19 protein-coding genes are annotated in these 21,673 nt (G+C 36.8%); 5 read left to right on the top strand and 14 right to left on the bottom strand.

The window, feature by feature from the left end:
• Window positions 1–12 precede the first annotated feature (12 nt).
• The 3 genes from ACY2RT_RS00620 to gshB are packed head-to-tail and all read right to left on the bottom strand — an operon-like array spanning window position 13 to window position 3,037.
• Window positions 13–1,176: a peptidase MATCAP family protein gene (locus ACY2RT_RS00620; protein WP_490153928.1), complete on the bottom strand. Its 1,164-nt coding sequence runs from the start codon at window positions 1,174–1,176 to the stop codon at window positions 13–15.
• Window positions 1,176–2,009 (bottom strand): N-formylglutamate amidohydrolase, encoded by an 834-nt coding sequence (locus tag ACY2RT_RS00615; RefSeq protein WP_490153927.1) that lies wholly within the window; start codon window positions 2,007–2,009, stop codon window positions 1,176–1,178. The genes ACY2RT_RS00620 and ACY2RT_RS00615 overlap by 1 nt, the downstream gene beginning before the upstream one ends.
• Window positions 2,009–3,037, bottom strand: coding sequence for a glutathione synthase (gshB, locus tag ACY2RT_RS00610; RefSeq protein ID WP_490153926.1), 1,029 nt, complete (start codon window positions 3,035–3,037; stop codon window positions 2,009–2,011). Before gshB ends, ACY2RT_RS00615 begins: the two co-directional genes overlap by 1 nt.
• A 176-nt stretch (window positions 3,038–3,213) precedes the next feature.
• On the opposite strand from gshB, the gene ACY2RT_RS00605 reads away from it, so the two are divergent.
• Window positions 3,214–4,029, top strand: coding sequence for a mechanosensitive ion channel family protein (locus tag ACY2RT_RS00605; protein ID WP_490153925.1), 816 nt, complete (start codon window positions 3,214–3,216; stop codon window positions 4,027–4,029).
• Window positions 4,030–4,082: 53 nt separating this feature from the next.
• On the opposite strand, the gene ACY2RT_RS00600 is transcribed toward ACY2RT_RS00605, so the two are convergent.
• From ACY2RT_RS00600 to aroC, 3 genes are all read right to left on the bottom strand, one after another.
• On the bottom strand, window positions 4,083–4,874 hold the full coding sequence (locus tag ACY2RT_RS00600) for a phage tail-like protein (RefSeq protein WP_490153924.1): 792 nt from the start codon (window positions 4,872–4,874) through the stop codon (window positions 4,083–4,085).
• A 118-nt stretch (window positions 4,875–4,992) separates the two neighbouring features.
• Window positions 4,993–6,318, bottom strand: a complete 1,326-nt coding sequence (locus tag ACY2RT_RS00595) for a dicarboxylate/amino acid:cation symporter (protein WP_490153923.1) — start codon at window positions 6,316–6,318, stop codon at window positions 4,993–4,995.
• Between the two features lie 16 nt (window positions 6,319–6,334).
• Window positions 6,335–7,399 carry a chorismate synthase gene (gene aroC, locus ACY2RT_RS00590; RefSeq protein WP_490153922.1) on the bottom strand — a complete coding sequence of 355 codons (1,065 nt, stop codon included), beginning with the start codon at window positions 7,397–7,399 and terminating at the stop codon, window positions 6,335–6,337.
• 172 nt (window positions 7,400–7,571) lie between these two features.
• Between aroC and ACY2RT_RS00585 the strand changes: the two genes are divergently transcribed.
• On the top strand, window positions 7,572–8,396 hold the full coding sequence (locus ACY2RT_RS00585) for a UDP-2,3-diacylglucosamine diphosphatase (protein WP_490153921.1): 825 nt from the start codon (window positions 7,572–7,574) through the stop codon (window positions 8,394–8,396).
• A gap of 4 nt (window positions 8,397–8,400) precedes the next feature.
• On the opposite strand, the gene ACY2RT_RS00580 is transcribed toward ACY2RT_RS00585, so the two are convergent.
• Window positions 8,401–11,310 (bottom strand): FAD-binding and (Fe-S)-binding domain-containing protein, encoded by a 2,910-nt coding sequence (locus ACY2RT_RS00580; protein ID WP_490153920.1) that lies wholly within the window; start codon window positions 11,308–11,310, stop codon window positions 8,401–8,403.
• A gap of 143 nt (window positions 11,311–11,453) precedes the next feature.
• Here ACY2RT_RS00580 and ACY2RT_RS00575 point away from each other — a divergent pair, with 143 nt between their 5' ends.
• From ACY2RT_RS00575 to ACY2RT_RS00565, 3 genes are all read left to right on the top strand, one after another.
• On the top strand, window positions 11,454–11,939 hold the full coding sequence (locus ACY2RT_RS00575) for a hypothetical protein (protein WP_490153919.1): 486 nt from the start codon (window positions 11,454–11,456) through the stop codon (window positions 11,937–11,939).
• Between the two features lie 164 nt (window positions 11,940–12,103).
• Window positions 12,104–12,439 carry a hypothetical protein gene (locus ACY2RT_RS00570; protein ID WP_490153918.1) on the top strand — a complete coding sequence of 112 codons (336 nt, stop codon included), beginning with the start codon at window positions 12,104–12,106 and terminating at the stop codon, window positions 12,437–12,439.
• A gap of 7 nt (window positions 12,440–12,446) precedes the next feature.
• Complete coding sequence (locus tag ACY2RT_RS00565; protein WP_490153917.1) at window positions 12,447–14,063, top strand: FAD-binding oxidoreductase; 1,617 nt, start codon at window positions 12,447–12,449, stop codon at window positions 14,061–14,063.
• 27 nt (window positions 14,064–14,090) lie between these two features.
• Here the strand turns inward: ACY2RT_RS00565 and ACY2RT_RS00560 are convergent, their stop codons facing one another.
• The 7 genes from ACY2RT_RS00560 to ACY2RT_RS00530 form a co-directional block, all read right to left on the bottom strand.
• Window positions 14,091–14,465, bottom strand: a complete 375-nt coding sequence (locus ACY2RT_RS00560) for a protease complex subunit PrcB family protein (RefSeq protein WP_490153916.1) — start codon at window positions 14,463–14,465, stop codon at window positions 14,091–14,093.
• Window positions 14,466–14,541: 76 nt separating this feature from the next.
• Window positions 14,542–15,672, bottom strand: coding sequence for an N-acetyl-alpha-D-glucosaminyl L-malate synthase BshA (bshA, locus tag ACY2RT_RS00555; protein ID WP_490153915.1), 1,131 nt, complete (start codon window positions 15,670–15,672; stop codon window positions 14,542–14,544).
• Complete coding sequence (locus ACY2RT_RS00550; RefSeq protein WP_490153914.1) at window positions 15,669–18,605, bottom strand: serine hydrolase domain-containing protein; 2,937 nt, start codon at window positions 18,603–18,605, stop codon at window positions 15,669–15,671. Before ACY2RT_RS00550 ends, bshA begins: the two co-directional genes overlap by 4 nt.
• Before the next feature lie 19 nt (window positions 18,606–18,624).
• Window positions 18,625–19,110: an ABC transporter ATPase gene (locus tag ACY2RT_RS00545; RefSeq protein WP_490153913.1), complete on the bottom strand. Its 486-nt coding sequence runs from the start codon at window positions 19,108–19,110 to the stop codon at window positions 18,625–18,627.
• A gap of 2 nt (window positions 19,111–19,112) precedes the next feature.
• On the bottom strand, window positions 19,113–19,904 hold the full coding sequence (locus tag ACY2RT_RS00540) for a (Fe-S)-binding protein (RefSeq protein ID WP_490153912.1): 792 nt from the start codon (window positions 19,902–19,904) through the stop codon (window positions 19,113–19,115).
• A gap of 8 nt (window positions 19,905–19,912) precedes the next feature.
• On the bottom strand, window positions 19,913–20,347 hold the full coding sequence (locus ACY2RT_RS00535) for an LNS2 domain-containing protein (RefSeq protein WP_490153911.1): 435 nt from the start codon (window positions 20,345–20,347) through the stop codon (window positions 19,913–19,915).
• Window positions 20,348–21,670, bottom strand: a complete 1,323-nt coding sequence (locus ACY2RT_RS00530; RefSeq protein ID WP_490153910.1) for a 4Fe-4S dicluster domain-containing protein — start codon at window positions 21,668–21,670, stop codon at window positions 20,348–20,350.
• Between the last annotated feature and the right edge of the window lie 3 nt (window positions 21,671–21,673).

Here is a 21,673-nt window from a genome sequence, read left to right as displayed (position 1 = left end):
TTATCCGCTTTTTTATTTCAAATTCTGAAGAATAAAATCTATCGTTTTGTTGCTGTTGCTATTTTCGATAAACGCTTCGTTACGATAAGTGATCTCCTGCGACAATCCTTCTTTTTGCCATCTTTTTACCATTTTTCGATATTTGATGGAAACTTTTCCTGCTAATACTAGGTCAAGGTTACCGCCGTCCATATAGTAATTATAAATCCTTTTAAGTCCGGTCAGGTATTTATAATCCTTTGTTAATCCACCTCCGCGGTGTGCCCTCAATGAAATATTATAGGCCTCTTCTCTATTTAGCTTATATTGATTGTGAAGCAGGTCGAAAGTATCGCAAAAGTTGAAGCCTTTATTAAGGCTATCTGCTGCCAACACACGATACGACAGTTCTTTTAAACGGTATAATGTTAAACAATCACTCATATATTCACTGAATACAGCTAACCCTTCCTGGGTTTTAACATTGTTGGGAAAACCATTGTGGAATATCTTTAATGATTGTTTTAGTCCATTGAATGTAGTGACCAAATGGACACCAATCTCGTGATTGGCCAATACTTTTAGTTGATTGGCACTATACCGGTGGTTCTTCTTTAAGATAAGCCGCTGCGTATTGTTTTGCACCATGGCAGCTGCCGTAATCTTTGTAGATAGTTTTATATTGAGGTCGAAATCATATTTTCTGGCAAATTCTTTAAAATAATCGGCTGCTTCTTCGGCACTAAATACCGGAAACATTTCCTGATCGTACGCTTCGTCCTTGAAATGAAGGATAAATTGTGCATTTTCTACATCTTTTTGCCTGGGAGTTCCAAAAGATTTCAAAGCATTGTAATAAAACTTCTTTCCTTTACCAATGGTTTCTATACATTGGATCAATCCCGAATAATCATAAATAACATCCCGATAAAAATTGCGTGCTTCTTCATCTCTAATACTATCAATATTCTGTGAAAAAAGCTCCTGTTGCAGTTTATGTGCATCAAAATCAATTTTGCGATACTTGAAATTTGGGACGGTATTGTATTTTGAAGCAAAGAAATTGCGTTTTTCCTGTTCAATATTAATAGGGTTGATATAATTAAGGAGTTCAATCTTTTGAACCATCTTATTTAAGTTATAATCAATCTTATATAAGTTAGGGTGTGTTTCTATGATTGTTTCCGGGTAGGTCATTATAATCTTTTATGTGCTTTATAAAAAGCCTCAGCATGTTCTTTTATCTTCATCTGAAGTTGTTCTTCAATGGCTAAAACTACCTCAGGATAAATAATTTGCTGTAGCTCATCGCAGTATATTTTTTTAAACTCAGTTGCCAAAACTAAGGTATTTTTGAAGTTCTGAGTAATGAATTTCAGAAAATATCCATTTCCAAAGAAAGTATCATTGATCTTTGAAGTTGTTTTAATTCCATGTGGCAGCTCCAATTCTGAAAGCGATTGCCTCCAACTTTCTACGTCATCTCCAAAACGTTCATTGTCAATATTCGTTGTTCCCAGGTTAATCACAGGCACTTCCCGATCCCATCTGCGCCAGTTATAAGAATGCATATCATATACAACTACCATCCCAAATAGATCTTCCAGCTTTTTGATCAATGCATTTACAACACTATAGAATGCAAAATGTTTCTCTAAGCTTTTTCTATGTTGAACCTCATCTAAAGGTGTTTTCCACAGTTCTTTCCCCCATGCGGTTTCAAAGACAGCATTTTCAGTGTCCCGGTTCAAGTCATATTCAAAACGACTATCACAGCCTGCTATTAGGATGGGATGTGTTTTTACAAATTCTTTAGTACAAGGGTCCTCTTCAAACCAACGGTCATACTCGGTATGCAGGCAATTATCCCAAAGCTCTTTTCTGAATTGGTGTCCATCGTGAATTGCTCCGCATGCATACGGAACATACTCATCAATTTTTATAGTGAAGGAATAATCTTCGGCAACAGCTTCAAAGATTGCTTCTGCTTCAATTTTTTGTATGATCTCTGAAACTGATAATCTTTCCATTAGGCTTCATCAACATGTTTTCTAAGTTTTTGCCTTCTTTCAAAAGCTGCAACACGTTCCACTACTTTGTCTTCAATAAAATCAATTATTTTTTCTTGTACGCGAGTCTTGTAAACACGGTTCATATAAGTGATACCTCCCGGTGACATTACATTTACTTCTACCAGCATTTCGTTGATCACATCAATACCAACAAAATAGAGCCCGTCTTTTACTAATTTCGGACCAATACGGCGGCATAATTCTTTTTCCTGTTTTGACAGTGAATGCTTTTTAACAGTGCCTCCGGCACTTACATTTGAACGATGGTCCTCATCTCCCGGCACACGTCGCATTGCACCTATTGGTTTCCCATTTAGCATTAAAATACGAACATCCCCCTGATCTGCACCTTCGATATAATCTTGCAGGATCACATAATTTGAGGTTCCGTCTTTGTTGTCAATGTAAAAATCCAGCAACGAATTAATACTTATCATTGCTCGTTTTTCTATTAAGATCACCCCGGAACCACCATAACCATTCAGTGGTTTCAATATCATTTTATCAGGTCCTTCCTTGATCGTTTTTTTAAGGTATTCTTTATTTTTGGTAACATGCGTACGTGGAATTATCTCGTTCTTATCATCTTCAAAGACTGCAGTATATAACTTGTTATTGGCACGACGAATCCCATCCAGATCATTCATAATAAAAACATCATCCTTTACAGAATCCAAAAAGTTCAGCATGATCATATCCAATGGCGGATTACTCCTGAGGATAATTACATCGAAGCCGGCCATTGGAAGCATTTCGTCATAAAATTCTGCATTCTTATGAAAAGATTTCAAACTTGAAGAAATTTTGTCTTTCCGTTTAATACACTTTGAAAAAGCAAAGGCTACGCTGTCACGAATTGTTAAGTTTGAAGGCGTTGTAATTGCTAATCCGTGTCCACGCTTAACAAATTCGTGGATCATAGCTAAAGTTGAATCGTCCTCAGGTACAATTTCTTCCCAAGGATACATAATGAAGCAAACGTTCATAGTGGCTGGTGTTTTATGATAAAATAAAGATAATAATTCTCTTTATATATGAAACTATCTCTTAAAAAAGTTCATTTCTTTCTGATAAAGTATTTTTTCACACTTTAAACGAAAATTCAAAAATAGAAAGTATTAGAAGTAAATTGTTTTATAAATTTAGACGTTAAAAAAAAATTATGGAAGACGCATCAACATATATTGACAAAATTAAAGACATTCTAATCGATTATGCACCAAAGATAATCGGAGCAATCTTACTGCTCATTGTCGGTCTTTGGATTATAAAGCTTGTTTTAAGAGCAACGAAAAAAGCCTTAAAAAAGCGTGGGATGGATGAAACCCTTCAAAAGTTTTTAACAAATCTCATAGGCTGGATATTAAAGATAATGCTATTCATAGCTGTTTTAGGACAAATTGGAATTGAATCTACCTCTTTTATTGCTGTTTTAGGAGCAGCAGGACTGGCAGTTGGGCTGGCTTTGCAGGGATCTTTATCAAACTTCGCCGGCGGGGTATTAATTATGCTTTTTAAACCGTACAAAGTTGGAGACCTCATAGAAGCTCAGGGAGAATTAGGTAATGTAAAAGAGATTGAGATCTTTACAACTAAGATTCTTACGCCTCAAAATAAATTGGTCATTATCCCAAATGGCGCTTTGTCCAATGGAAATATTACAAACTATACAGCTGAAGGTGTTCTTAAAATATTTCATGTGATTGGGGTTTCTTACGATGCTAATATAAAACAGACCAAAGATGTTTTAATGAATGTATTGACCTCTCAGGAAAAAGTACTGAAAGAACCAGCTCCTATGGTAGAAGTAACCGCTTTGGGAGAAAGCTCTGTTGATTTTGCTGTAAGGCCTTCAGTTAGATCCGAAGATTACTGGGATGTCTATTTTGAGACTTTAGAAAAAGCTAAAGAAGCACTCGATGCTGCCGGTATTGAAATTCCATACCCACATGCAGTTGAGATTCAAAAAGAAGGATAAATATTATATTTTTCTATCCTTGAAGGCCTTATCGCTTTGCGACAAGGCCTTTTTCATTCCCCATAAACTCTAAAATTATCAAAACCGGCATAATCACTATCCCCGTTTTGTTGAATTGTTAGAATCAGTCGCACATTGGTGACCGAACCGGGAATATCGAGTGTTATAGTCCCTTCTTCTGAAAAATTAGCTGCTCCATTGATAAATGTTACCTGACCTTGTCCAACATCGTCATAGAAAACTTCGTAACTAACATCATCTCCATTATCAAATTCATACACATCATAATCAAAAGCTATTCTTGTATTGGTTATAGACGAAATGTCGACATTAGCAAAGGCAATTTCGTGAGGCAGACTTCCTCCTCCATTGGGGTTATTTAGATCCCGACAGCCTAAGTAATAATTTGAAACATTATCAATTGTCTGAGTTCCGTTTCCTAAAGTTTTTACTGTATCCCAAATGTCTGTTCCTACGGAATAAAAACCAGGGCTTACACTATAACTCCATGTAAGATTTGAATCAAAATCCTGAAACGCTAAAGTCTGAGCCTGTGTTGAAAGCGTGTAGATCGTTTCCCAAAAAATTCCGTTCCAAACTTCAAGAGTACCGGTTTCCAATACAAATATCAACAAGCCAAGGTCTATTGATGTAGCATTGACGGCATTGCGTTCAGTTTGTGATACAACACGTGGTGGCATTAGACCGCCATAAGATGAATCCCCTATTGCGCTACTAACTTCCAACATGGAAGCAGTAGATGGGTTTGTAGTACCAATACCTACCTGTGAAAAACTTAAAAAAGAAAAAAATAATGTAATTGTAAATAAATAAACTCCTCTCATACTATGGTTTTTGGTTCATAGCCTATCAGGCTAGAACATTAATCTAACCTGAGGAGTTCAATTTTTAAATAAGATGGAGTAAAACTACAAAATATCTTTATATAATCTCAATATCCTGTTATTTTACTTCTTCGTAATGTTCATCCCAATCTTCAACACGAGGTTTCCCAAGCTTGCCAACAGATTTGGCGACGATCATTGAAACGGTAGCATCTCCTGTAACATTCACTACTGTTCTACACATATCCAATGGTCTATCCACTGCAAAGATTAGTGCTAAAGCTATAGGGAATCTATCTGCGGGGAATCCTATCGATTCTAATACTATTACAAGCATAACCATCCCGGCACCGGGTACTGCTGCAGAGCCAATAGATGCCAACAAAGCTGTAAGCACTATGGTTAACTGATCTGCAAAGGTTAGATCAAAAGCAAGTGCCTGTGATATGAAAACGGCTGCAACAGCCTGATACAAGCTGGTTCCATCCATATTAATAGTGGCGCCAACCGGTAATACAAAACTTGAAACTTCTTTATCTACTCCAATATGTTCTTCGACACGTTCCATGGTAACAGGAAGTGTAGCAGCACTAGAACTTGTTGAAAATGCCAGTAACTGAGCCGGACTTATTTCTTTTAAAAACCAGAAAGGGTTCTTTTTGGTATAACCACCAACTATAAGCAAATAGAAAACTATCATGAGCAGCAGTCCTAAAACAACAGTTCCTGCATATTTTAACAACGCAATTAAAAGGTCCGGGTCTCCGGAACTAACTACTACATTTGCTAATAATGCAAACACAGCAATTGGAGCTATAAGCATTATTAGATCAACCATCTTTAAAACGACATCGTTTAACGAATCAAATAAACTTTTAAGAGGTTTTGCCCGTTTTTCTCCAATAAGCAACATAGAAATACCCAAAAAGATGGCGAAGAAAATCACTTGTAGCATTAGCGAGTTATCTCCCATCGCATTAAAAGCATTATCAGGAACCATATCTTCAAGGAATTGAAGCGGACCACTTTCTTTTTGTTTTCCGGCTTCGGCTATCTTGGACTGAACGTCACTATCATTTGCATAGGTTTCGGTAATCTTTGCAATGGTCTCTTCAGAAACACCATCTCCGGGTTGCATCACATTTACAAGTAAAAGACCAATAGTAATAGCAGCAATCGTTGTTCCCACATAGATAACGATGGTCTTTAGACCAATATCTCTAAATTTTGAAATATCTTTTAAATCAGAGATCCCCTTTATTAAAGAAGCTAATATCAATGGGATTGCTATCAACTTGAGCAGCTTTATGAATATAGAACCTATTGGTTTTATCCAATCAGTTACAAAATCCACTCCCCAGGATATCTGAGTCATTATAAACCCAAATACGAGTCCTAAGATCATTCCCAGTAATATTTGCCAATGTAATGCAAGTTTTTTCATCTATTCTTATTTGAGTTTACAATTTAGCGTTTTTATTGAGTAACCAAAAATCAGCCAATACTAATGCAGCCATAGCCTCAACTATAGTTACTGCACGTGGCACTACACAGGGATCGTGTCTTCCTTTTCCTTGCATTTCTACTTTCTCTCCTTCAGAATTTATGGTTTCCTGCTTTTGCATTAGAGTCGCTACCGGTTTAAAAGCAACATTGAAGTAGATATCTTCACCATTGCTTATACCTCCCTGTATACCACCACTATAATTGGTCGTAGTACTCCCGTCCTCATTAAACAAATCGTTATGTTGGCTTCCTTTTAGTTGTGTTCCTTTAAATCCGCTACCATATTCAAATCCTTTTACGGCATTAATAGAAAGCATAGCTTTACCTAACTCTGCATGTAGTTTGTCGAATACCGGTTCACCTAGCCCAACAGGTACATTTTGAATCACGCAAGTTACCATCCCTCCTACCGTATCTCCTTGTTTGCGTATCTCTTTGATGTACGTTTCCATTTGAGCAGCCATTACCGGATCTGCACAACGAACAGGGTTTTTTTCTATTTCTGAAAAGTCTAATTCTGAATAATTTTTCTGAAGTTGTAATTCCCCAACTCCCGAAACATAGGCCGTTATATTAATATTTTTCAATACTTGTTTTGCAATAGCTCCGGCAGCAACTCTACAGGCAGTTTCTCTTGCCGAAGACCTTCCGCCTCCACGGTGATCCCGAATCCCGTATTTTTTATCATAGGTGTAATCTGCATGCGAAGGACGATAGGTATCTTTTATGTGGGAATAATCTTTTGACTTTTGATTGGCATTCGTAATAGTAAAGCCAATAGGAGTTCCTGTAGTGACTCCTTCAAAAATACCTGACAAAAATTGAACTGTATCCGGCTCTTTTCGTTGAGTTACAATAGCAGACTGTCCGGGTTTACGGCGATTCATTTCGGTTTCAATGGCTTCAAAATCAATTTTCAGTCCGGCAGGGCAGCCGTCAATGACTCCACCTATAGCTTCACCATGCGACTCTCCAAAAGTGGTTAGTTTGAATATGCTTCCGAAGGAATTTCCTGCCATAAAACCGTTTTCAACAAATGTAAATTTTATAATTGAATCCTAAAAATAAACGATGTAGTTAATGTTTTAGAAATAATTGCTAAAAAAGATAACGATTCGTATAACAAAGCGTAACAATGACATAAACTTACTGTAAAGGTAATTCTGGTCCTTTGTATAAACAAATTTACCCTTGAAACGAAAAGCTGAAGTTGTTGTCCTTTCCGATATACACTTAGGTACTTATGGTTGCCATGCAAAAGAAGTACTCCATTACCTAAATTCTGTAAAACCTAAAAAACTGATTTTAAATGGTGACATTGTAGACATCTGGCAGTTTAGAAAACGATATTTCCCCAAAGCACATCTGTTGGTAATAAAAAAAATAATTGCACTCGCAGCAAAGGGGACGCAGGTATATTACCTGACCGGGAACCACGACGAAAAGATGCGCAGGTTTACGGGTACTAAAATGGGTAATATTCGTGTACTCGATAAATTAATCCTCAATCTGGACGGTAAAAAAGCGTGGTTCTTTCACGGAGATGTTTTTGACGTATCCATAAAACATGCTAAATGGGTCGCAAAGCTTGGAGGATGGGGATATGACCTATTGATACTCCTAAACCGTCTTATAAATACTTGTCTGGAAAAACTTGGGAAGGAAAAGTATTCACTTTCAAAAAAGATTAAAGAAAACGTGAAAGGTGCCATAAAATTTATTTCGGATTTTGAAAAGACAGCTTCAGACCTCGCGATACAGAATAAATTTGATTTTGTGGTATGTGGCCATATCCATCAGCCTATTATTAAAAAAGTAACTACAAATCAGGGATCCTGTATCTATTTAAACAGTGGTGATTGGGTAGAGAACCTGTCAGCATTGGAATATAATAATGAACGCTGGCATTTATTTTTCTTCAATTCCAATAAAAAAATCACAAATCCGGATGAGTGGCTAAATACTGAGGAAAATTCAGATTTTACAGAGCTAATCTCGGCTTTTACAACACATTAAACTTTCAAAGCAAAGCGTTAGCCAAAATAGTAACAGGGTGTTGTGCATCTCTTTGAGTCCCGTCTTTTATCTGATGCCGGCAACTAGTTCCATTAGCAGCAATGATAGTATCCGCAGCAGCTTTTCTAACAGCAGGAAACAGTTTTAACTCCCCTATTTGCATGCTTACATCATAATGCTCTTTCTCATAGCCAAAACTCCCGGCCATTCCACAACAACCCGACGGAATAATCGTAGGCCTGTAATTTTCAGGAATATTTAAAATATCAAAAGTTACTTTTTGAGTACTTAAGGCCTTTTGATGGCAGTGTGTATGTATTTTGATTCTTTTTTCTTCTGAAGTAAACTGATCTGAAGTGATACTTCCTTTCTCAATTTCCGAAGCTAAGAATTCTTCGATCAAATAGGTGTTTTTGCTTACTTCATTTGCTGAAACAGTATCATCTGCCAAACGAAGGTACTCATCTCTAAAACCCAGTATTGCAGACGGTTCAATCCCGACAAGAGGGCTTTTTACGGAAACTATATCTTTTAGAGCAGCTATGTTTTTATTGGCTATTGTCTTTGCCTCTTCCAAAAAACCCTTTGAAAGTAATGCTCTAGCACTATCCAGTTCGTCTACAACGGTTACTTTATATCCCAACCCTATTAATAAATTGTAAGCATCTTCTGCAATATGAGATTCGAGATAGTTGCTGAATTCATCTACAAACAAAACAACTTCTTTATTATTTATATCTACTTGATTTTCTTTGTTTTTTAGTATTTTATTAAAACTTTTACTTGAAATTTTTGGCAATGTTCTTTTTACTGCAACACCAGTAATTCTTTTAATAATACTTGCTGTAAATGAATTGGTGAAGGCCCAATTTGCAAGTCCGGGAAATTTTGATGCTTTTTTATGGTAGCTACTACTCTTTGCAAACAACTTATCTTCTCTGGAAACACCATTTGTTTTTTGGTATTGATACAAAAACTCTGCTTTAGCAGTTGCAATATCCACATTACTGGGGCATTCTGTAGCACAAGCCTTGCAGCTTAAGCACAGGTCAAATACTTCTTTTAACTGGCTGGAGTCAAATTTGTTTACTGCTTCATGGTTTGTCAGGACTTCCCGTAAAGCATTGGCACGTGCCCTCGTAGTATCCTTTTCATTTTTGGTTGCATGATAACTGGGGCACATAACTCCATCAGATTCAGCTGTTTTACGACAGTCTCCGCTTCCATTGCATTTTTCGGATAAACGAAGGATTCCTTCAGAATCATCAAAATTGAGGAAGGTTTCAATGTTTGGTTCATTCCGGGCTACTTCATATCGAAGTGATTCATCCATTTTATAAGCATCAACTATCTTTCCGGGATTGAAAATATTCTGAGGATCGAAAGTATCTTTAATTCTCTGCAACAGCTCGTAGTTCTTTTGCCCGATAAGCATAGGAAGAAATTCGGCTCTCACAATACCATCTCCATGCTCCCCTGAAAAAGATCCTTTATATTTCTTGGTAAGCCTGGCAACATCGGTTGTTATTTTTCTAAAGAACTCAACATCCTCTCGCTCCTTCAAATTAAGAATTGGACGAAGGTGTAACTCTCCGGCTCCGGCATGTGCATAATACACTGCCTTCTGGTTGTATTGCCCCATTAATTCTGAAAATTCAGTAATAAAACCAGGTAGATCGGGTAAAGCAACCGCAGTATCTTCAATACATGCAACGGCTTTACGATCTCCTACCATATTACCTAATAACCCAAGGCCGGCTTTTCGCAATTCCATAGCCATTTTGATCTCCTCTCCTCTTAGAACAGGTTTGCTGTAACTAAGGGCAGTGTCACTCAAAGATGCCAGTAACTTCTCTGTCTTTTGCTGAAGTGAATCTTGTGTATCTGCTTTTAATTCCAGTAGTAACAATGCTTTTGGCGTGCCTTCTACAAAAAAACGATGTGGTTCAAATTTTTTATTTTGTTTGGTACAGTCAAGAATCACATCATCTATCATTTCGCAGGTATGCAATTGATGTTGCATAACGTTATTTACATCATTCAGGCAATTTTCCAATGTGTTGTAATGTGCTACTACCAATACAGTTTCCTCAGGAGGCAGAGCATCAAGCTGTAAGGTGATCTCGGTAGTAAAAGCAAGTGTCCCTTCGCTTCCGCATAGAAGCTTGCAAAGGTTTATTTTTTCTTCTGAATTAGAAAATACTTCTGTTGAAAGTAATGTATCAACTGCATAGCCGGTATTACGGCGGTGAATCTCAGGTTTTGGAAATTCTTTTATGATCTCTTTTCGCACTTTTTCTGAAGCCAATTCAGCATAAAGCATTTTATAGATCTCACCTTCTAATGAATCCTCTTTGGTTTTAGAAACAAAATCTTCTTTAGAAAGAGGTTCAAAAACAGCTTCCTCTCCATTGGAAAGTAATGTTTTTAGCTTTAAAACCTTATCGCGTGTTACTCCATATTGTATGGATGTGGTTCCACTGGAATTATTTCCTACCATTCCACCAATCATACATCGATTGGAAGTAGATGTATTAGGCCCAAAAAACAATCCGAAAGGTTTCAGATAACTATTTAATTTATCCCGTATCACTCCGGGCTGTACTGTAACAGTATTATTTTCTGTATCTACAGAAATGATCTTTGTAAAGTACTTAGAAACATCTACCACGATACCTTCTCCTACGCATTGTCCTGCGAGAGAAGTTCCGGCCGTTCTGGGAATAAGGGATGTACTATGTATTTTAGCAAAACAGATAAGCTTTTGAATGTCCTCTTCGGTTTTAGGAAATGCAACAGCCAGTGGCAGTTTTCGATATACTGAAGCATCTGTAGCATAGATAGACCTGTGAAGAGCATCGAAGTACAATTCTCCTTCAAAATCTTTACTAAAATTGGTAAATGCTTCTTTCATAACAACTACTGTAAAAGTAACAAACACATTATACTTCTTAACAAAAATTTCTATTAACTCGTAAAAACTTTTGGACAGTATTAACAAACTTAGATTTATAATACTTCTACTTTTGAAACGTTAAAAAACGTAAACAAACAATTATGAGAAACACCTTTTTAATTTTGATTGCCGTAGCTGCGTTCTCAATGAACATGGAAGCTCAAAATATTGCAGATAATGCATTAGGATTGCGTTTAGGGGACAGTGATGGCTTTGGAACTGAAATCAACTACCAACGTGCCCTTAGCGAGAATAATAGATTAGAATTTGCGCTAGGCTGGCGTAGCAGTAATGATTTTGATGCTTTTAAGCTTACTGCTTTGTATCAATGGGTTTGGGTATTAGATGGAAATTTTAATTGGTATGTAGGAGCTGGTGGCGGTGTTGGACAAATTGACTTTGACAATTCATTTCCGGGGAATCCTGATAATGAAACTTTTGTATTTGCAGCGGGAGACATAGGAATTGAATATGATTTTGATTTTCCGCTATTACTCTCATTAGATTTTAGGCCGGAGTTTGGATTTGGAGATTTTAGAGATGATGTAGATTTCGATATTGCTTTTGGCGTGCGTTACCAATTTTAGTTAACAAACAGGCTATAGACATAAAAAGCCCCACAGAATAGTGGGGCTTTTGCTTTAAAAAAATCAGGGAAAAGCCTCTACTAAATCTTCTCTGAATGCAATAACTTTAATTTTTAAAATTGGCTTATAACTATTTGTTTGCCAATAACTAAAATTAAATTACCATGCAAAGAATTAAAATTGTGATAGGTCTTTTATCCATATTGGTCCTTTTATCTTGTTATTCTACAAGAATAAAGGTTTCCAATGGACAAGCTGAGCCAGACGACACCGAACGTGATGATGCTTTAAGCGGACTTTGGGTTCGAGAACTGGATACTGTTGTGAAAGTGAAAACGATTACAGATGAAAATCCAATAAACATCAGAGATTGTGAATCCGGAGCATTACATACCGTAGAGTATAAAAGTACTTTTGGCGGTATCCTCCTCTATTTAGTGACATTTGGCAGAAAACGTACCGTTAAGGTAAAATATGTTTGTATAAAAGAATCTAACTGATATTTCTATGGCAACAACTAAAATTACAGAAAGACAACGATGGGATACGCTTCATAAAAATGGCCCTTTTGACCTAAAGCTTTTTCTATCCACGAGGCTTGAAAAAAAAGGAAATATGCCGTCCAGTATAGACAGATATAATGATGCGGCATCTGAAATCAGAAAACTTTTAAAAGAAGCCTTAGATAAAAATGAGGGTTTTAGAGCCATTGGATCAAAATGGTCTATGTCTTCTATCGCACATCATGAAGAGAGAATGCATTTCAATTCATTTATGAATATGAAATTTCCTGTTTTAGCTTCAGAAATGCATCCTGATTCCAACTATTTGCAGGAAAATCTTTTTTTCTTTCAATGTGGCAATCAGATCAAGGAAATATCATTGTATCTCCAAGATCTTGGAAAATCTCTTAAAACAACCGGAGCGAGTAACGGGCAAACTATTGCCGGTTGTATCTCGACAGGAGTTCATGGCTCTGCAATAGATGTAGGATCTGTTCAGGATTATGTTGTGGGGCTCAATTTGATTATTGGTCCAAACCCGGAAGATATTCTTTACTTAGAACGTCACACAAAACCTGTCCTTAGTGATGTCTTACCAGGCAAGATAAATGCAAAGATCATAAGAAATGATGCTCTTTTTAATGCAGCCTTGGTGGGTTTAGGATCATTTGGCTTTATTCACGGTATCCTTATTGAAGCTGAAGATCAATTTTTATTATCCCGATACGTAAAAAAGATCAATAAAGATACGGCTCTGGAATTAGCAACAACGCTGGACTTCAAAAACACTACTTTTAAAATACCTTCTGAAGTAGATGCGAATGGAGATGCATTGCGCCCTTATCATTACAAGGTTTTCATTAATCCCTACGGTAATGAAGACAAATATGTTGTAGAAGCTATATACAAAAAGAAATTTGATCCTTTATATAAGGAGAAACATGGAGACCCTATACCTTTTATGAAAGAATTTGTGTACAGGGACCTGATCTATTTGTTTATAAAGATCTCTGAAAGATTTCCGAAAGCAATTCCAAAATTTGTTAAGGCTTTGAATAATACCATTTTACCAAAAGAAGATGAAAAAATTGTTGGAAGACTTTCTGAAATTTTTTGGGACGCAGGATATCAGGGGCGTGCCTTTGCCTGCTCGTTTGGAGTAGATCATAAAGATGCTTCAAAAACACTTAAAGTATTAACTGAATTGACCAAAAATGAAGGGCCTATTCCCGGTATTTTTGCGATGCGGTTTATAAAAAAGTCGGATGCTTTATTAGCTTTTTCAAAATTTCCATTCACTTGTATGATAGAGATAGATGGTATTCAATGGAAAAAGTCTAAGGAATTAATGAGTCTGGAAGAATATACAAAACGTATGATCGAGGTCTTACAGGAAAATAGTATTCCGTTTACAATTCATTGGGGTAAGAATGCAGATTGGGGTTTCCCGAAATTGGCAGAGCATATGTTTCAGGATAATGCTAAAAAATGGATGGAACACAGGTCTGCTTTACTTTCCAAAGAAATGGCAAAAGTATTTTCAAATAATTTTCTAAAAACGGTAGGTTTGGATCATTATAAAGAAAACGCTTCAGAAGACCTGATCGCCACAATTACATGATCTCATAAAAAATAGTTATATCAATGACTATTTAAAGATGACCGGAAGAGCCCTTTTTTCAAACTTAAAAAGAACAAAGGGGGATGTCATCACTGTTGTTACATTATCACCGGGTTTAGGTGATGTACTTGCCAGATGAATTATAATATTTTCTGCCGTTTTCTCAATACTATTCACTGAAATTGTATATCCTCCTGAGGATAACTCTCCCATGGTAGCAAAACCCACCTGGTATTTCGAAAAATCTATCTCAGGTACCGGGAAACCTGGTTCCCGGGTACTGTTTACCTTATCAAAAATATATTGCAACTGTTCTTGATCTTTAATTATTATTTTTTTTTCTGTACTAAAATTACCCTGCGAATTTTCCAGCACTATTTCAAAATCAATTGTATTTTTCATAGAATTCTCCTGAACTGCGGAAGTGTTTTTACAGCTTCCGAGAGTAATGGTTATTAGTATTAAAAATATAGCTGAGCTATAAAACTTTGTTGGTAGCTTTTTCATACACTTCTTCATATAAAGGAACAATATTTTTAGTATCAAATTTTTTAGAGGCTTCTTTCGCCTGATGTTTAAATCTTAAGAGTGTTTCGTTATCTTTTAGTATCAATAATGCATTTTTTGCCATATCTTCCACATCACCTGCATCACTTAAGTACCCACTTATTCCTTGCACATTCACTTCAGATAATCCTCCTGTATTGCTTGATATTACAGGAACTCCACTCGCCATAGCCTCTAATGCCGCTAATCCAAAGCTTTCTTTTTCAGAAGGCAGCAAGAAAAGGTCGGTAAAGCAGAGAATTTTATCTATCTCACTGCTATTACCCAAAAATAATACCTTGTTTTCTATTCCTTTCTTTAAGCATAATGCCTCACAACGTTCTTTTTCCGGGCCTTCTCCAACAATAATTAATTTTGAAGGTATATTTTCCTGAATACGGTCAAATATCTCGATCACATCCACAACACGTTTTACGGGCCTCAGGTTACTTATGTGGGTGATGATTCGTTCATGTTTTTCAGCCATCAGGTCACGTTGACACTCGGTATATGTATTGTTATGCTTTGCTACATCAATAAAATTGGGAACGACATTTATTTCTTTTTTTATATCGAACAATCTAAGTGTATCTTCCTTTAAACTTTCTGAAACGGAAGTTACAACTTCACTTTGGTTGATACTAAAAGTAACTGCCGGCTTATAAAACGGATGATTCCCTACTAAAGTGATATCGGTACCATGTAGTGTAGTTACCATAGGAATGTATATATTTTCTTCAGCAAGCATTTTTTTTGCCATATACCCTGCATAAGCATGGGGAATGGCATAATGTACATGCAACAGATCTATTTTATACAATTTTACCATATCCACCAATTTACTTGACAGCGCCAATTCATAAGGCTGGTAATGAAATAAAGGATAATCCGGAACTGAAACTTCATGAAAATGAACATTATGTGATATAAGTTCCAGTCTAACAGGTTGTTTATAGGTAATAAAATGTACTTCGTGGCCTCTATTGGCTAAGGCAATACCCAACTCGGTCGCAACAACGCCACTACCTCCAAAGGTTGGATAACAAACTATAGCTATCTTCATAAATCAATATTTTTATTGTCAATCGCTTCGTAAATCACTTCCTGAATATTGCTACGTAAATTACTACCTATAAGCTTACGGTTATCGGCATTTGGGTAGGTTCGGTTTGACAGAAAAACATAGACTATATCTTCTTCGGGATCTGCCCAGGTAAATGTTCCTGTAAATCCACTGTGTCCAAAACTTGTCATAGACACACAACCGCAAGTAGGTCCTACGTCTCCCAGCTGTGGTTTGTCAAAGCCAACGCCTCTTCGTACATCATCCTCGCAATAATAACAGGTATTAAATATATCCAATGTTTCCGGTTTAAAATAACGCTTCCCACCATAAAATCCTTTCCAGAGGTACAATTGCATGATCTTGGCAATATCATTTGCATTACTAAACAATCCGGCGTGGCCACTTACACCACCTAACATTGCAGCTCCTTGGTCGTGAACATATCCATGAACTTTCTGCATTCGGAAATAAGTATCATCTTCGGTAGGAACAATATCATCTTTTGAAAACTTTTCAAGTGGTAGATAGGTAGTATAATTTGCTCCCAATGAGCCATATAAACTGCGTTCTACGATCCTTTCCAAAGGAGTTCCATAGAAGTCCTCTAAATATTTTTTTAGAATATAGTAAGGTAGATCACTGTATTTATAGCTAAGTTTTTTACGCAGGTCACTATCCTTAATTTCTTCAAAAATACTGTCCTTATAATCCTCCCTCAGGTACATCTCATCTGCTACTTTAATACTAAACTCCTTTGAAGCAGCTTTCGCATAGTATTTAGTATCAGGACGGTTCGTTATGGTATCTAAGGTTTTTATATAGAAAGGAATCCAGGCTCTAAGGCGTGCATAATGAGAAAGCATGTTCTTAAGCGTAATGTCTGCCTTATTAGAATTTTTATATTCCGGCAGCATTTCCGAAAGTTTAGAATCCATAGAAATCACGCCCCTGTCAACAAGTTCCATCACTACCGGTAATGTTGCCAATATCTTTGTCAGGGAGGCTACATCATAGAGGTCATCATTTTTTACCTTATTCTTTCTATCCTGTGTATGATAACCAAAATTCTTATTGTAGATCACTTTTCCGCTACGGGCAATCAATATTTGCATGCCGGGGGTCATCCCTCCATATATTCCTATTCGGGCTAAGGAATCTACCTTTTTGTTTAGTATTATACTATTCACACCAACACTTTCGGGTGTTCCGTATTGTAATCGACGAAGTGGTGTAGTTTCTATTGAAGTATTTACAGGGAAATCTTCTCCTAACGATACAGGTAGCCTTCCGCTTGCCTCACGTGCACCAAAAATGAGTTGAGCAGATAGCTCCTGAGAAACTTTACTGTTCTGGTACGATAGCAGTATTCCTTCAAAGTTCGTAGAACTTCGCAGATCCAACAATGTGTAGGGTCTTGCAAATACATCTAAGATCACTTTATTGGTTCTGGCAATTTCATATATCCAGACCAATTCTTTTTCGGTAAATTTATAATCTTTCCAAGGGTTGGCATTTGATTTATGAAATCCAATAATTGTGTAATCGTATTTTTTAAGTTTTTTTACATAACTATCTAAATTACTTGCCTTTACCCAATCAATCTTTGTGTATTTTCTTAGCTGATCCAAAAAAGCTTTTCCATCTCCGTCTCCAAAATTTACATAAGCAATTTTCTTTTTCTGAAGGTCTTTTATAGGGAGGATATCTTCATCATTCTTAAGTATTGTGAGCGCCTGCTCCATGGCCTTTTCATATAACACATTGTCTACAACCGAATTCAGGTCTTCAACCAGTGAATCTGTAACAACAGGTTTGTAATCATGCAGACCCACTTTGTATTTTGCATAAAGAATCTTTTTAACAGAATGCGCCAGACGCTCCTCTGTAATAACTTTCTCTCTATAGGCATTTACTAATAATTGATGTGCTTTGGGAATGTCATCTGATATAAGTAATATATCATTTCCAGCCAAAAATGCTGCAAGATCAATTTCACCCGGTAACTTAAAATCGGCAGCTCCCTTCATATTCAAAGCATCCGTAAAAATTAATCCATTAAACCCCAATTGCCCTTTAAGAATATCAGTCACAATTGTTTTTGAAATGGATGAAGGGTAGTTTGTTCTTGTTTCTAAAGAAGGTACATTTAAGTGAGCTACCATCACACTACTTAGTCCATCATTGATGAGCCTTCGATAAGGATATAGTTCTACACTGTCTATTCGCTCTTTTGAAAAGTTTATAGTGGGTAAGGTCTTATGCGAATCTGTATCTGTATCTCCATGTCCGGGAAAATGTTTGGCATTGGCCAGGGTTCCTGCTTGTTGCATCCCTTTCATAAATGCTAATGACTTTTCTGTAACGTTATCTTTATCTTCACCAAAGGACCTATTTCCAATAATTGGGTTTTTAGGATTGGTATTAATATCAACCACAGGAGCAAAATTAATATGTACTCCAAGACGTTTAGCATGCTCCCCTATTCGTTTTCCTACTTCTTCAACAATACTATTGTCTTTAATTGCACCAAGTGTCATATTCCATGGGTATGCATAGGTTGAATCCAGCCGCATGGCAAGGCCCCATTCTGCATCCATTCCAATTAACAATGGTATTTTAGAAAGCTCCTGAAATTCATTGTTAAGTTTGGCCTGCCGTTGTGGTCCCCCTTTTGAAAAAATAACTCCGCCAATGTATTGATTATTGATCAGGTCTTTAATTTCATCGGTTTTCGATTTGGGGTCGCTTGAGAAAGTAGCTGCCATGAATAACTGTCCTACTTTTTCCTGAAGCGACATATTACCATAGATGCTATCTACCCATATTTGTTGGTTTGACAGGTCATCTTTTACGATTAGTGGATTTATTTGCTGTGAAAGTACAGGCAAAAATACGAATGCTAATAGTGAGGTCGCAATCAGTTTTTTCATATACGGAAAGATACAAAAACTATGCTAAAAATCTGCTGTGCCAACTATCTTTTGCAGGCACCTCCCAGTTTTCAATATATTCTGCTTTACTATTTATTAAATTATTGAAAACCACTGTGTTTGCAGACACAGAACGAGCTTTTGCCATTTTTCTGAATTCTGCCAAAGGTTTATAGGCAATATATTTTCCCGAATAGAATGTCACATTCATTTTATCAAGTAAATCAACATCCATTTCTTTTTCTAACGACTGAATAAAATGTACGGATGCGTCAATACTACATCCGGAAGCTGAAGCATTTTCCTGATTCAGCCCTATGACAATAAAACGATTGTATTTTATTTCAAAACCTGCTTCGAGATCTGTACCATGAGCGGTCCATTGTTCTAAAAAGAGTTGGGCCTTTTCATTGATTGTAGCCACTTCATCATCAGTTAGTTTTCGATTGGCCTGATATATCCAAACTCTTGAGTTATCTGGAAGATTTTTAAAATCTGTCAACATAATTATATTTCTTCTGCATTTGCGATCATTTCGGCTACATCCATCACTTGTATGTCTCCTTCTTTTTCTTTTCCTTTTACCCCGTCTGTCATCATAGTATTGCAAAACGGGCAGGCAGCTGCTATGATATTGGGTTTTGTTTCGATTGCTTCTTCGGTTCGTTCTGTATTGACCTCTTTATTTCCCGGCTCAGCATCTTTAAACATTTGTGCACCACCCGCACCACAGCACAATCCTCTAGATTTACAACGCTTCATTTCTACTAATTCCACTTCCAGTTTCTGAAGCAGTTCACGCGGAGCTTCATATTCGTCATTCGCTCTACCTAAGTAGCAAGGGTCATGAAATGTAATTCGTTTTCCTTTAAATTTTCCTCCTTCTACTTTCAACCTGCCTTCATTCAACAGAGATTTTAAAAACTGCGTGTGATGCATGACTTCATAGGTTCCGCCCAATTCGGGATATTCATTTTTAATGGTATTGAAACAATGGGGACAAGCAGTTACAATTTTTTTTATTTCATATCCATTAAGTACTTCAATATTTCCCATCGCCTGCATCTGAAACAAAAACTCATTTCCTGCACGCTTTGCCGGATCTCCTGTACAGCTTTCCTCGGTTCCCAGAACAGCAAAATCTACATTTGCATTGTTGAGTAATTTTACAAAGGCCTTGGTGATCTTCTTGGCACGATCGTCAAAACTTCCGGCACATCCCACCCAAAACAAAACTTCAGGTTGTTTGCCTTGTGCCATATACTCGGCCATTGTAGGTACTTTTATTGTTTCACTCATGGTGATATTTATTCTTTAAAAACCTCTATAGTTACTTCTTTTTCTACCAGGTCTGTAAACTTACCTTTATATTGAGTAGCTTTTACAATGTGATTATCGATCCAATGATAATTGCCTCCTCTGGGTTTTCCCATTAAAAGTGAATGGTATTTAAATCCGTGTTTTTTCAGCCAGATCTCTGTATATTCTCTATGTGTTTCGGTGCGTGAAGTAAAAAAACAAATAATGTGCCCTTCATCGTACCATTTATTTACCGTTACCAATGCATCCGGGTATACTTCTGCTGTAAGCATACGTTCGGGTTCTTCATTAGGAATATCTTCCCCTACAGTGCCGTCAATATCTATAAGATAGTTTTTTACTCCATCAGGTAAAACGGGACTTACTTTTGCATCTCCGTCCTTTTTATCGCGTAACATTTTTTCTATTTCTTCCTTCTTCATTTATTCTTCGTTTTTCCAGTTTAGTCTATCCATTTGGTTATAGGGCCAAGGGGCTCCGTTGTTTTCGATATTTGTCATTGCTACATTCAGTTCTGTAGGGGCGGCAGATTGTTCCATGACCAGATATTGTCGCATGTCCATAATGATGGAAAGTGGATCGATACTTACAGGGCAAGCTTCTACACAAGCATTGCAGGTAGTACACGCCCATAATTCTTCACGTAAAATATAATCATCTAAAAGCTGTTTACCATCTGGCTTAAATTCGCCATTCGCATCTATATTTTTACTTACTTCCTGTAGACGGTCACGTGTATCCATCATAATTTTACGAGGAGACAGTTTCTTACCTGTTTGGTTGGCAGGGCATTCACTGGTACACCGACCACATTCGGTACACGTATAGGCATTCAGTAACTGGATACGACTAAGGTCCATCACATCACTGGCACCAAACTTTGCAGGAGCTGAAGCTCCTTCAGCCGGAGCTGCAAACGGGTCTGCATTTGGATCCATCATCAGTTTTACTTCATTGGTAACAGACTCTAAGTTTTTGAATTTTCCTTTGGGTACTATTTTTCCGAAGTATACATTAGGAAATGCTAAAATGATGTGCAAATGCTTTGAAAAGTACAGGTAATTTAAAAAGACCAATATTCCTAAAATATGGAGCCACCATGCTGTTCTTTCTATAAGTATTAATGTACTTTCTGAAAGCCCTTCAATTAAAGGAACAATATATTGGCTCACCGGAAAAATTCCTGCTTCTGCATAATGGGCTGCTCCTAGACGTTGTAACTGAAGGTCTGAAGCATTCATTGTTAGAAACAGTGCCATTAGTACCATTTCAAAATATAGAATGTAGTTGGCATCGTTCTTAGGCCAGCCTTTCATCTCTCTTGACCAAAAGCGTTTTATTTTCTGAATATTTCTACGCGTCCAGAAAAGGATAACTCCTAATAGTACTAAAAGTGCTAATATTTCAAAAGAAGCAATAAGGTAGTCATAAAATACTCCTAAACTTGCAAAAATTCGGTGTGTACCAAACACTCCGTCGATAATAATTTCGAGGACTTCAATATTTATAACAATGAATCCTATATAAACAAAGAGGTGTAAAAGACCTGAAACAGGGCGTACCGCCATTTTCGATTGCCCTAAAGCAATTCGAAACACATTCCCCCAACGTTCTTTCTTATGGTCTGAAGCATCTACTTCCAACCCTAATTTAATATTGCGAATTACTTTACGAATGTTCCTTGTAAAGTAACCAATACCTAGTATTAGTGCTATGAGAAATAGTATATTAGGAATGTACTCCATATA

The sequence above is a fragment of the Ulvibacter sp. 2210JD10-4 genome (assembly GCF_058148525.1).
Note: the sequence above shows the minus strand (reverse complement) of the source record. Positions and strands in the feature narration are given on the sequence as shown.

Coding starts and splice junctions, on each gene's coding strand:
- ACY2RT_RS00620 (WP_490153928.1), bottom strand. CDS start 1,176: ATGACCTACCCGGAAACAATCATAGAAACACACCCTAACTTATATAAG.
- ACY2RT_RS00615 (WP_490153927.1), bottom strand. CDS start 2,009: ATGGAAAGATTATCAGTTTCAGAGATCATACAAAAAATTGAAGCAGAA.
- gshB (WP_490153926.1), bottom strand. CDS start 3,037: ATGAACGTTTGCTTCATTATGTATCCTTGGGAAGAAATTGTACCTGAG.
- ACY2RT_RS00605 (WP_490153925.1), top strand. CDS start 3,214: ATGGAAGACGCATCAACATATATTGACAAAATTAAAGACATTCTAATC.
- ACY2RT_RS00600 (WP_490153924.1), bottom strand. CDS start 4,874: ATGAGAGGAGTTTATTTATTTACAATTACATTATTTTTTTCTTTTTTA.
- ACY2RT_RS00595 (WP_490153923.1), bottom strand. CDS start 6,318: ATGAAAAAACTTGCATTACATTGGCAAATATTACTGGGAATGATCTTA.
- aroC (WP_490153922.1), bottom strand. CDS start 7,399: ATGGCAGGAAATTCCTTCGGAAGCATATTCAAACTAACCACTTTTGGA.
- ACY2RT_RS00580 (WP_490153920.1), bottom strand. CDS start 11,310: ATGAAAGAAGCATTTACCAATTTTAGTAAAGATTTTGAAGGAGAATTG.
- ACY2RT_RS00575 (WP_490153919.1), top strand. CDS start 11,454: ATGAGAAACACCTTTTTAATTTTGATTGCCGTAGCTGCGTTCTCAATG.
- ACY2RT_RS00570 (WP_490153918.1), top strand. CDS start 12,104: ATGCAAAGAATTAAAATTGTGATAGGTCTTTTATCCATATTGGTCCTT.
- ACY2RT_RS00565 (WP_490153917.1), top strand. CDS start 12,447: ATGGCAACAACTAAAATTACAGAAAGACAACGATGGGATACGCTTCAT.
- ACY2RT_RS00560 (WP_490153916.1), bottom strand. CDS start 14,465: ATGAAAAATACAATTGATTTTGAAATAGTGCTGGAAAATTCGCAGGGT.
- bshA (WP_490153915.1), bottom strand. CDS start 15,672: ATGAAGATAGCTATAGTTTGTTATCCAACCTTTGGAGGTAGTGGCGTT.
- ACY2RT_RS00550 (WP_490153914.1), bottom strand. CDS start 18,605: ATGAAAAAACTGATTGCGACCTCACTATTAGCATTCGTATTTTTGCCT.
- ACY2RT_RS00545 (WP_490153913.1), bottom strand. CDS start 19,110: ATGTTGACAGATTTTAAAAATCTTCCAGATAACTCAAGAGTTTGGATA.
- ACY2RT_RS00540 (WP_490153912.1), bottom strand. CDS start 19,904: ATGAGTGAAACAATAAAAGTACCTACAATGGCCGAGTATATGGCACAA.
- ACY2RT_RS00535 (WP_490153911.1), bottom strand. CDS start 20,347: ATGAAGAAGGAAGAAATAGAAAAAATGTTACGCGATAAAAAGGACGGA.
- ACY2RT_RS00530 (WP_490153910.1), bottom strand. CDS start 21,670: ATGGAGTACATTCCTAATATACTATTTCTCATAGCACTAATACTAGGT.